The 12,378-nt window shown below is 28.6% G+C and carries 9 protein-coding genes and 1 CRISPR repeat array; all 9 genes read left to right on the top strand.

The window, feature by feature from the left end; all coding sequences use genetic code 11:
* The 9 genes from JL105_RS06950 to JL105_RS06910 all read left to right on the top strand — a co-directional run bounded on the left by JL105_RS06950 (window position 1) and on the right by JL105_RS06910 (window position 12,375).
* Complete coding sequence (locus JL105_RS06950) at window positions 1-618, top strand: hypothetical protein (protein ID WP_132026835.1); 618 nt, start codon at window positions 1-3, stop codon at window positions 616-618.
* Between the two features lie 400 nt (window positions 619-1,018).
* Window positions 1,019-4,294, top strand: a complete 3,276-nt coding sequence (gene cas9, locus JL105_RS06945; protein WP_132026833.1) for a type II CRISPR RNA-guided endonuclease Cas9 — start codon at window positions 1,019-1,021, stop codon at window positions 4,292-4,294.
* 120 nt (window positions 4,295-4,414) lie between these two features.
* Window positions 4,415-5,338, top strand: a complete 924-nt coding sequence (gene cas1 / locus JL105_RS06940; RefSeq protein WP_132026831.1) for a type II CRISPR-associated endonuclease Cas1 — start codon at window positions 4,415-4,417, stop codon at window positions 5,336-5,338.
* Window positions 5,335-5,658, top strand: a complete 324-nt coding sequence (gene cas2 / locus JL105_RS06935) for a CRISPR-associated endonuclease Cas2 (protein ID WP_132026829.1) — start codon at window positions 5,335-5,337, stop codon at window positions 5,656-5,658. The genes cas1 and cas2 overlap by 4 nt, the downstream gene beginning before the upstream one ends.
* Complete coding sequence (gene csn2-St / locus JL105_RS06930) at window positions 5,658-6,701, top strand: CRISPR-associated protein Csn2-St (RefSeq protein ID WP_132026827.1); 1,044 nt, start codon at window positions 5,658-5,660, stop codon at window positions 6,699-6,701. Before cas2 ends, csn2-St begins: the two co-directional genes overlap by 1 nt.
* Before the next feature lie 29 nt (window positions 6,702-6,730).
* Window positions 6,731-9,873: direct repeats of the CRISPR family, unit length 36 nt; unit sequence GTTTTAGTATTCTAAGGATTTAAGCTATTGTAAAAG.
* A gap of 59 nt (window positions 9,874-9,932) precedes the next feature.
* A complete protein-coding gene (locus tag JL105_RS06925; protein WP_132026825.1) occupies window positions 9,933-10,379 on the top strand; it encodes a pyridoxamine 5'-phosphate oxidase family protein in 447 nt (148 codons plus the stop codon).
* A gap of 253 nt (window positions 10,380-10,632) precedes the next feature.
* Window positions 10,633-11,055, top strand: a complete 423-nt coding sequence (locus JL105_RS06920; protein WP_132026823.1) for a hypothetical protein — start codon at window positions 10,633-10,635, stop codon at window positions 11,053-11,055.
* A 115-nt stretch (window positions 11,056-11,170) separates the two neighbouring features.
* A complete protein-coding gene (locus JL105_RS06915) occupies window positions 11,171-11,785 on the top strand; it encodes a DUF1819 family protein (RefSeq protein WP_132026821.1) in 615 nt (204 codons plus the stop codon).
* A gap of 5 nt (window positions 11,786-11,790) precedes the next feature.
* The gene (locus tag JL105_RS06910; RefSeq protein ID WP_132026819.1) at window positions 11,791-12,375 is read left to right on the top strand and encodes a DUF1788 domain-containing protein; all 585 of its coding nucleotides are present in this window, start codon (window positions 11,791-11,793) and stop codon (window positions 12,373-12,375) included.
* Window positions 12,376-12,378: the final 3 nt, after the last annotated feature.

The raw sequence follows: 12,378 nt of genomic DNA, 5'->3' as shown, positions 1-12,378 counted from the left end.
ATGAAAAAGAAAGTTTTATTATTTTTAATTTTGGTTTTAGTTATGAATTTAACATTAGTGGCTTGTGGCAATAAAGAAGAAGCTGATAAACCTAACCAAGAGGATGAAAGTATTGAATCAATAGATGATGAAGAGTCTGAAGGAATAACAGTAGATAAATCTTTATTAACTGTAGATATAACGCTACCAGCAACTCTTGTTGGAGATCTTAGTGATTTTAACGAAGAAGAATATATTGCAGAAAATGAAGGAGTTAAGGCAGTAAAAATAAACGAAGATGGATCAATAACACTAACTATGACAAAGAAAAAGCATGGAGAAATAATTAATGAAATGAAAGATGAAGTAGAAGCATCTTTATCAGAGTTAATAGAATCAGAAGACACACCTTATATTAAAGGAATAAAATATACTAAAGATTTTAGAGAAGTAAAAATAATTGTAGATAGAGATGCTTATGAAGATGCTTTTGATTTAACTCCTTTTGCGGTTGGAATTACAGTAGGTATGTATCAAGCATATTCAGGAGATGAGTTTTATACTAAAATAATAATAGAAGATGTAGATACTGGAGAAGAAATTGACTCTGTAATATATCCAGATGCATTAGAAGATTAGGTGAAAAGTACGTATATTAGGAGAAACATTAAGTAAAGACATCCGAGAGGGTGTCTTTAATAATACAGTAACTAAATCCCACAAAAACATACATTCCATTGACAAAATATTATTAAAATTGTAATATATTATTACGAGAAAGGAAAATTTATGAATATGCTTTGTATAAGTTCAAAGAATGGAATTTTGGAGGAAAGTTAATATTTATTTGAATATAAAATTTAGAAGGAAATATTAAATATTTGTAGAATGATATAGTATAATGGTGAAATTTGAAGAAGTAAAATATTAATGAGAAAGTTTACTTTCACTGAAGAAGAACTAAAAAAGTTGGGAAATAGATTAAATGACATGGAGTTGAAAGTTAGCTTTTTAAAAATGATTTAAGAGGTGATAAACTATGGGCAATGTATTGGGGCTAGACATTGGAATTGCAAGCGTGGGATGGAGTCTAATTAATACAGATAATAATGAAATAATTGATATGGGAGTAAGATTATTCAAATCAGCTGATGCAAGTAGCAATCAACAAAGAAGAGAGGCTAGATCGGCGAGAAGAACACTACGACGAAAAAGATATCGTCTTCAGAATGTTGAAGAGCTTCTTAGTGAAAATGGCTTTAGTCCTCCAGATACTATTAACTTAAATCCATATGAGCTTAGAGTTAGAGGTTTAAAAGAAAAATTAACCCCAGAAGAATTATATGCAGCACTTTTTCATTTGGCTAAAAGAAGAGGAATTTCTTATTTAGATGAGATGGAGGATGAGGGAAAGAATTTAGATCAATCTTTAAAAATAAACAAAGAATTATCTAAAGAAAAGTTTCCCTGTGAGATACAGCTAGAAAGGTTAGAAAAGTATGGGAAGGTAAGGGGAATAATAGAAGTAGAAAATGAAGATAGTGAAGAAATATTGATTAATGTCTTTACTACAAGTTCATACGAAAGGGAAGCTATTGCTATATTAGGACAACAGAAAAAATATTACCCACAGATTGATGATGAGTTTATAAAAAAGTATACAGATATAATCACTAGGAAAAGGGAATTTTATGTTGGACCCGGAGATGAAAAAAATAGGACAAACTACGGTATATATAAGACTGATGGAACTACTATTGAGAGTATTTTTGAGGAACTTATTGGGAGATGTAGCATTTATCCAGATCAGCGTCGTGCTCCAGCTTCATCTTTTACTGCTCAGGAATTTAATTTGCTGAATGATTTAAACAATATTACGGTGGAAGGTAGGAAACTAACTGAAGAAGAAAAAAAGAACATAGTAGAAGATATATTAAGTTCTAATAATGTAAGGATTATGACTATAATTAAGAAAAATACAGGATTAGATGATATAAATGATATAAAAGGATTTAGAATTGATAAGAATGGGAAGCCTGAATTTCACACTTTTGAAGTTGAAAGGAAAATTAAAAAGTTTCTAAAGGTTACTAGCATTAATTATGAAGAATATGATATTGAAAAGAAAGATAGATTAGCTGAAGTTTTAAGCTTAAGCATGGACTACAAAACTTTAAAGAAAAAATGCAACGAGGAATTTCCAGAATTCACTGATGAAGATGTACAAATGCTTTTTACCTATTTGCAAAGTAATAAATCAGCATACGCAAGATGGCATTCCTTTTCATTAAAGATAATGAGAGAAATGAGAAAAGAATTATATTCTGAATCTAAGAATCAAATGAATATTTTAACTGAAAAGGGGATTAAAAAGAATATACAGGATAGTTTTAAAGGTTATAAGTATATACCTGTGGGATTTTTAAATGAAGAAATTTACAATCCAGTTGTTAGAAGATCTGTTAATCAAAGTATTAGAATAGTTAATGCGATAATAAAAAAATATGGAGACTTAGAAGCTATAGTCATAGAAATGCCCCGCGAAACCAATGAAAAAGAACAGAGAAAAAAATTAAATGATATTCAAAAACAAAACGAAAAAGAAAAAAATGAAGCTATAAATAGAGCAAGGAATGAATATGGTATTACAGAAACACAACTCCATGGGCAAAAGGAACTAGTAACCAAAATAAGACTATGGTACCAACAAGACGGAAAGTGTATGTATACAGGCAAAGTTATATCAATTGATGATTTAGTAAACAATCCTAATACTTTTGAAATAGATCATATAGTTCCTAAATCTATATCTTTAGATGATAGTCTAAATAACAAGGTGTTAGTGTATTCATATGCTAATCAATTGAAGGGACAAAGGACTCCTTTTGGAGCTTTTTATGTATCTTCTAAGGAAATTAATTATGATGAAATAAAACAAAGGGCATCAAAATTATTAAAAAACAAAAAAATAAATAAAATAAAATATGATTTATTGACATTTGAGGAAGATATAAATAAATATGATGTAAGGCAAAAATTTATTAGCAGAAATTTAAATGATACTAGATATGCTTCTAAAGTTATATTAAATGGTCTCCAAGAATTTATGAAAGCAAAAGGAAAAGATACTCAAATTCATGTTATTAGAGGAAAGTTTACTTATCAATTAAGGAAAAGGTGGGGTATTGAAAAAGATAGAGATAAATCCTTCGAGCATCATGGTGTAGATGCAACAATTGTTGCTGCAACTTATATGTTAGGACAAAGTGAAGGTACTATAAGAAATCCATTTTTACAGCAATTAGGTAGATATGATAAAAAACTTTGGAAGGTAATAAGCAATAAAGAATATGATAAAGAAGTATATAGGTTGCCTTGGCAAGGATTTATTGCTGATTTAGATAAAGCTGTAAATAAGATCAAATATTCTCATAAAATAGATACAAAGGTAAATAGGGCAATAGCAGATGCAACACTATATTCTACAAGGCGGGTAAATGGAGAAGATTATGTAGTAAAAAAATATAAAAACATCTATGATAATGCGGTAGCAAAATCGGTAATTAAGCTAATTAAAAAAGATCTAAAGAAATTTGAGGATCCTAATGAAAGTGAAATATTGATGCGTAAACATGATCCTAAGACCTTTGAAAAACTTGTGAAAATTATTGATGAATATGAAGGAGAAAACCCGAATCCTTTTGAAGCTTATAGGCGGGAACATGGATACATTAGAAAATATTCAAAAAAGGGCAATGGACCTGTAGTTAAAGATATTAAATATTTATCCAATAAATTGGGAGAGCATATAGAATTAACTAAGATGAAAAATGTAAGTGATGATAAAAAAGTAATATTGCTTTCTTTAAAACCATTTAGGACAGACGTATATTATAATCAAGAAACTGGTGATTATAAAAACTTAGGGATTAAGTATAATGATATTAGTTTTAAGGAAGGAAAATATATTTTGGAGGATAAAGTTTACTCTCAAATGAAAGGAGGGCTAGGGATAGATGAATCCTATGAATTTTTATTTTCTTTATATGAGAATGATATAGTAGGCATAACATATAAGGATGAACCTGAAGTAGAGCATAGATATAGATTCCTATCATCTATATCAGGTAGCCCTAATAGAATTGAAGTAAAACCTATTGATAAAAAAGAGTTTAAACCAAGAAACAAACCTACAATAGGGAAAAAAGTATTAAGATTTAGTAAATATCATACTGATATTTTAGGAAATATATTCAATGTTACGGGTGAGAGGCTAAAACTAGAATTTACAGTTGACAATATCAATGATTTATAGTATTATAATATTGTAAATATTTACACAATAGCTTAAATTCTTAGAGCCTACTAAAATAAGGCTTTAAGCCGAATTCGCCCCGAAAGGGGCTTTTTTGGTTTTTGATTGGGGGTAAAATATGTGAGCTGGAGAAATGTGATGGTGGATGATGGAGATCATTTAAAAGTTTATTTAGATAATGTTGAGATTCATAAAGGAGAAAATAAATATGTAATTCCATTGAGTGATATAGGAGTAATAGTTCTTGATGGAATGACTACTAGTATTACAACTAGATTACTGGCTGCTTGTTCTTCTTATAATGTAGTATTAGTTACTTGTGATAAGAAACATATACCTTGTGGGATGTATATTCCTTTTAATCAGCATAGTAGAACTGTAAAAATGGTGCGAAAACAGGTACAATGGGGTGAAAATGTAAAAGATAAACTATGGCAAAAAATAATTAAATATAAAATTTATAATCAAAGCGAAGTATTATATCTTTTCACGAGAAATGAAGAAAAGTATATACAACTACAGAACTATATTACAGATGTATTGCCTGGAGATACATCCAATAGAGAGGGACATGCTGCTAAAGTATATTTTAATACGATATTTGGCAATGATTTTTCTAGAGGAATCGATTGTATTGAAAACGCAATGTTAAATTATGGTTATGCTATAATTAGAGCTTATATAACAAGGGCAATTGTCAGTTATGGATACAATCCATGTTTGGGAATATTTCATAAAAGTGAATATAACTCTTTTTGTTTGGCAGATGATTTTTTAGAAATTTTTCGACCAGTTATAGATGCCTATGTAATAAATTATTTATTAGAATCTGAGGAAGAGGTTAAATTTCTTTCTCAAGAAGTTAGAGCTTATTTAATAGGGATACTTTCTTTCAGGGTAAGATTTGATAATCAATATCAAAAGATATCTACTGTTATAGATAAGTTTGTGCTCCAATGCTTTGATTATCTGGATCCTGAAAAGGATAATAAGAATCAAATTTTAAATATTAAAATTAAAACGTTAGAAGGGATAAAGAAATGAGGTATGTAGCTGTGAGAGTTATATGTATATTTGATTTACCAACAACTACAGATCATGAAAGAAGGGCTTATAGAAGGTTTAGAAAATTTTTAATTGAAAATGGTTTTGAGATGCTTCAATATTCAGTATATATACGAACTTGTCCGAATAGAAGTTTTGCTAACAAATTTTATTATAGGATAAAACAAAATGCCCCACAAAAGGGAGACATACAACTATTAACAATTACAGAAAAACAATTTGAAGATATGGTACATATAGTATGTGATGCTAAGAAAAAGCAAAAGATTTTAGGTTCTGAAAACCTGGTGATAATATAATGAATGAAATATATTTTAAAGGATTAAAGATATTTGAATTTGATGATGATAGTGCTATTCAAATCATAGGAAGCAATAATTATTTAATTAGAATTATATTAGATGTTTATTGTAAAATATTTAGTGGATATAGGTTTTCGGATTTAGATATTGAAGCTATGAATGGATATTATCCAGAGGTTAGGGAAAATGGGAAGATATTAAAAAAGAATGATATAATTGTAATAAGGCTGTCTGAGACAGAGGATATTCTCGATGAACTTACAACGAAAAAAGGTTCTACATTAATGGAATATTTGTTATCGCTAAATATAGAATTATCAATAAATGAAGTTATAGAAAAGGTTGATAAATCATTGATAGAACTTTCAATATGTATAGATAATCTAATAGAGGAAAAATTAGCTACTACAGATATTTTTGTAAAAACTGAAATAAATGAAATTAATTTAGATAAGATAATAAAAAACTTTATAGATATAAATTTTGCAAACGCGGTCGAAGAAAGAATTCCTTTATGGTTATTAGAGGATTCGCAAGTGGTTGATCTATTTATAAATATAATAGAACTAATATTAGAAGAAGGCAAAAAAACTAGAGTGATTATTGACAGATTAGATTCCAAAATGGAGGTAAGAGAATATGAAAAATTAGTAAGAATATTATTTGAATTAACAGAAAAATATTCGAATTTTGGAATATGGATAATTCCAAGTAGCGAAAAAGGTGTATTTGTAGATTACAGAATATTTAATAATACTTATATTGTTAACGAAGATATAATAAAGCTAGGTGACTTTGATATTACTTATGAATCTATTTGTAGAAATTACCCAGACAATAATGTTCCTAAGAAATGTGAAGTATTATGCTCTTTGCTTCAAAAACTTCCTTTCCATACAAAAGGGAAACAATATTTGCCTACGAAAGAAACTATAATTACGCTTATATTTTTAAAATTATTAGGAGAAGAAAGTATAGGAGAAATTAAGAAGATAAATTTATCAAAATTAGAGTATAATTTCTTGGCTAGCTTTAATTAATTAAAAAAATATATTATAATTAATTTGAGGTTTTAGTATTCTAAGGATTTAAGCTATTGTAAAAGATTTACAGACAGTGGATTGAGAGTTATGCAGTTTTAGTATTCTAAGGATTTAAGCTATTGTAAAAGGACATCATTGAAGTTGACAATATCAACACTGTTTTAGTATTCTAAGGATTTAAGCTATTGTAAAAGCTAAATCTGCTAGAGCTTTAACCCCTAGCAGTTTTAGTATTCTAAGGATTTAAGCTATTGTAAAAGTTGATAATCAATTTATAAAAGTTGGTAGTCGTTTTAGTATTCTAAGGATTTAAGCTATTGTAAAAGATAGTGGTCTACTACAACATTGATTCTACTGTTTTAGTATTCTAAGGATTTAAGCTATTGTAAAAGAACTCTTTTTACCTTGTAATCTATCATCTTGTTTTAGTATTCTAAGGATTTAAGCTATTGTAAAAGGAATAGCAAGAGATACATTAAACCGACATTGTTTTAGTATTCTAAGGATTTAAGCTATTGTAAAAGTTACAATAGGTTGCAAGTGTGGTGGATGGGGTTTTAGTATTCTAAGGATTTAAGCTATTGTAAAAGTACGACTCAAGGATATATACGATAAATATGGTTTTAGTATTCTAAGGATTTAAGCTATTGTAAAAGTAGTAGCAAGGTTATTTCCCAACTCAACAAGTTTTAGTATTCTAAGGATTTAAGCTATTGTAAAAGAAAGGATTGACCGAACAATAATAAATTCTAGTTTTAGTATTCTAAGGATTTAAGCTATTGTAAAAGCAAGTCCAACTGTAGTTTTGGATTTACATTGTTTTAGTATTCTAAGGATTTAAGCTATTGTAAAAGTAATTTTCCTTACAGATGATTCAGTTTTAGGTTTTAGTATTCTAAGGATTTAAGCTATTGTAAAAGTGATAAAAGATATTATATATCACAGAATGAGTTTTAGTATTCTAAGGATTTAAGCTATTGTAAAAGTCAATGCTATATAATGCAGTTGAAAACAGCGTTTTAGTATTCTAAGGATTTAAGCTATTGTAAAAGAATCTCATATAAGCTTGATTTGCTTCATTGGTTTTAGTATTCTAAGGATTTAAGCTATTGTAAAAGTGGTGGGATTGCAAGTTGTAAATTTGGAACGTTTTAGTATTCTAAGGATTTAAGCTATTGTAAAAGCTAAGCTAATAGAACCTTGCATATTGGCTGGTTTTAGTATTCTAAGGATTTAAGCTATTGTAAAAGTAAAAAGATATACAGAGTTAGTTGGAGTAAGTTTTAGTATTCTAAGGATTTAAGCTATTGTAAAAGTTGGCCAATCCCCTGGTCCTAAACCCCTGCGTTTTAGTATTCTAAGGATTTAAGCTATTGTAAAAGCACTTCACAGCAACTATTTCACACCTAGGCGTTTTAGTATTCTAAGGATTTAAGCTATTGTAAAAGTTTATTAAACATATACTATCACCTCCAGCTGTTTTAGTATTCTAAGGATTTAAGCTATTGTAAAAGAAGAAGTTGAACAAACTGACGGGGATTTTTGTTTTAGTATTCTAAGGATTTAAGCTATTGTAAAAGAGGGGGTTATTATATAAATGAAAGCCATACGTTTTAGTATTCTAAGGATTTAAGCTATTGTAAAAGAAAAACAGCTACCACGTGCAAGGAAAAGCAGTTTTAGTATTCTAAGGATTTAAGCTATTGTAAAAGATAACGCTTCGGCAACAGGGCTTTTTTCTGGTTTTAGTATTCTAAGGATTTAAGCTATTGTAAAAGGAAGTGTATGTCAAGGTGGAGACGCTGAAAGTTTTAGTATTCTAAGGATTTAAGCTATTGTAAAAGCCTGACTCAGCACTATAAGAGATTAAATTGGTTTTAGTATTCTAAGGATTTAAGCTATTGTAAAAGTGATCCACTTGTGCTTTGATGCCTTCTTCCGTTTTAGTATTCTAAGGATTTAAGCTATTGTAAAAGAATGTGAGGGATTTTTATCCCCCTCTTTTTGTTTTAGTATTCTAAGGATTTAAGCTATTGTAAAAGTCTAACATGGTTAGTGGGTTTTCTACAGTAGTTTTAGTATTCTAAGGATTTAAGCTATTGTAAAAGTTCATTCATTAGATAGTCTAAACACTCCCCGTTTTAGTATTCTAAGGATTTAAGCTATTGTAAAAGTATGCCCATCCCCCTAAGATGTACATTGCTGTTTTAGTATTCTAAGGATTTAAGCTATTGTAAAAGTTACATCTCCTCTACATTAACATTATTTCTGTTTTAGTATTCTAAGGATTTAAGCTATTGTAAAAGATACTCCAACGGCTGATGAGAAGAACGTATGTTTTAGTATTCTAAGGATTTAAGCTATTGTAAAAGATAATTGCCATCTGTATCGGGATTAGATAGTTTTAGTATTCTAAGGATTTAAGCTATTGTAAAAGTAGTCGTATGAATAGTTTAATTCTTCTGCTGTTTTAGTATTCTAAGGATTTAAGCTATTGTAAAAGTATCCCCTCCCTTCACTCTGCTTAGAGGAAGTTTTAGTATTCTAAGGATTTAAGCTATTGTAAAAGCTACACCAACAAACTTATTAAAGCCAAGAGGTTTTAGTATTCTAAGGATTTAAGCTATTGTAAAAGACATGGGAGCATACCCATGTGCAATAGCAAGTTTTAGTATTCTAAGGATTTAAGCTATTGTAAAAGCCTGAATAATATTGACTTATTGCAGATTTTGAGTTTTAGTATTCTAAGGATTTAAGCTATTGTAAAAGGCTAGGTAGTTAGCACAGTTTTCTGCCTGCGTTTTAGTATTCTAAGGATTTAAGCTATTGTAAAAGCTCTGCAACAAGATAATCGAACTCTGACATGTTTTAGTATTCTAAGGATTTAAGCTATTGTAAAAGTATTATCTGTGTTAATGTAAGTGGATAAAAGTTTTAGTATTCTAAGGATTTAAGCTATTGTAAAAGAAATTTTCAATGACCTTCTCCAGGAACACAGTTTTAGTATTCTAAGGATTTAAGCTATTGTAAAAGCCACCAGAATACAAGAAAAACCCATTTAGCAAGTTTTAGTATTCTAAGGATTTAAGCTATTGTAAAAGCCACCAGAATACAAGAAAAACCCATTTAGCAAGTTTTAGTATTCTAAGGATTTAAGCTATTGTAAGTAAATAAGGGACTAGAACTAAAAATCATAGTGCCGAGAGAAGAAGTAAGCAATTATTATAAATGGAGGACACAGTAGCTGTAATGAATAGGTGTACCAATGGTCTTTTAGCGTGTTTAGGTGACGAAGACTATCCTTATGCAGTTCCAATTAGTTATGTCTATTTAAATGAAAAAATATATTTCCATTCAGCAAAAGCAGGACATAAAGTAGATGCTATTATGAAGAATCCAAAGGTATCTTTTTCAGTAATAGATGAAGATACTATAGTAGGTGAAGAATATACTACTTATTTTCGTAGTGTTATTGCATTTGGCAAGGCAAGAGTTGTAGAAGGGAATGAAAGACTAGAAGTTTTTAAGGATTTGGTTGAAAAGTATTCAGGAGATCAACCTGAAGAAGCTAAATATGAGAAAATAATCGGATGTAATGAAACTTATATTATTGCAATTGACATTGAGTATATAACTGGCAAGGAAGCCATTGAATATGTAAAGAGCAGAAAATAAGCTATTGATTTAATAGTAATGATAATATATCAACGAAAAGACCCTTGGAAGTGCTGAGGGTTTTTTTATTGTTTAGTATTAGATTAGCATAAAAAGCTAATAAAAACCAATTTTGTCACAAAGATCTTTAAGGGAATATAGTAACTAAATCCCACAAAAACATACATTCCATTGACAAAATATTATTAAAATTGTAATATATTATTACGAGAAAGGAAAATTTATGAATATGCTTTGTAAGGAGGGATAATCTGTGAATATTAAGTTCAAAGAATGGAATTTTGGAGGAAAGTTAATATTTATTTCAACTATTTTAGCTATTATATCATTGTTTATGAATTGGGTAGATGCTGGAATATTAAGGATTTCTGGATTTCAACAACAAGGGTATTTGCTTTTAATATTTTATATATATCCAGTTTATAAATTATTGAAGGGAACTAAATTGAATAAAGTATTGGGATTAATTTGTAGCGTATTAGCAGTGATTAGTAGTATAGCATTTCTTAGCTCAAAAAGTGTAGATTTTTTTGGTACTACTGTAAATGCAGGTGGATCTGGTTTATATCTTTTCATTATAGCGTCTATATTGTTAACAATAGGAACTATAAAGTATAAGGTTGTTACGGAAGAAGAGATGGATATTGAGGTTAATAATATAAATAATGTTAAGTAGTTAATTTTATTTAAATAGAATATGTTTTTCAGGATAATTAAAGGATAAAATAGAAAATACTCCCCATACAATGGTATAATAATATACAGTATATCATTGTGTGGGGAGGTAAAATATGAATATTATTAATGTAAATAAATTAAAATATAGTGCTGGGGCTGTAAGCAAAGGATTTTGGTTTCAAGAGTTTAAAAAATATAATACATTACTTAGTGAAGGGTTAAAGGATGCAGAAATAAAAAAAATGCAAGAAGAAGAAAACATACTACTAGCTCCATCGGATGATTATGGTAAAAAAATGATAAATGAAGTATCTAAACGAACAAGGGCATTACCCAAAAAAATATCTATTATGTTTAATGATTTATCAATTTCAGATCAAAAAATATTAAATATATTAGGCATAATGATGACAGATAGATTGTTTTTTGAATTTATGTATGAAATATATAGAGAGAAACTAATATTAGGTAATTTAAATTTTGATAATAGTGATATAATGGTATTTTTAAAAAACAAATCTGAACAAAGTGAAAAAGTCGCAAATTTCACATCACAAACCAAAAAAAGATTGGCAGGTGCTTATAAAACATATCTAAAAGAAGCAAATCTTATAGTGGAAGAAAAGGGTTCATTAGTAGTAAAAAAACCAATATTGGATATTAATTTAGAAAGAGAAATGAAAAACAATGGATTATATCCTTATTTAAGGATATTTTTGGGGGAATAATATATATGGGCAATTTGACATTAGATGAAAAATTACGAATGATTGAAAAAATAATAAGTGATGAAGATTTTAGAAAAAACAAAGGTCTTAGCAATGAAGTTGGATATTACATTTTTGATTATCCAGCTGAAGAAGAGTTAAAGGTAAGGAAGTACTTGGAAAAATTAAAGAAGAAACATGAAGAAAAACCTCAGGGATATGTATTAAAAATATATGATTTGTATGATATTATGATTGATTTAATAGAAGAAGAGGGATTACTTGAAACTTGCATAGAAATGGAAGAAATTGATGGTATGGATTATTTAATAAGTTCTGTATATGATTTACTTAATATGGATTATGATGATAATTATTTTAATACTTATATAGATGAAAATACACCTGATAATTCTGTCGTATTTATTACAGGAGTAGGGAAAATTTATCCTTTTTTAAGAGCTCATGGAATTTTAAATAAACTTCACTTAGTATTTGATAGAGCTCCAGTTGTACTTTTTTATCCAGGTAAATTTGATGGGCAAAGCTTAATGTTATTTTCTGAATTTAAGGATGAAAATTACTATAGAGCTTTTCCACTTATTAAGTAAGTA

The sequence above is a fragment of the Keratinibaculum paraultunense genome (assembly GCF_016767175.1).
Lineage (GTDB): Bacteria > Bacillota > Clostridia > Tissierellales > Tepidimicrobiaceae > Keratinibaculum > Keratinibaculum paraultunense.
The sequence above is the reverse complement of the archived record's forward strand: the minus strand, read 5'-3'. Positions and strand labels throughout refer to the sequence as shown.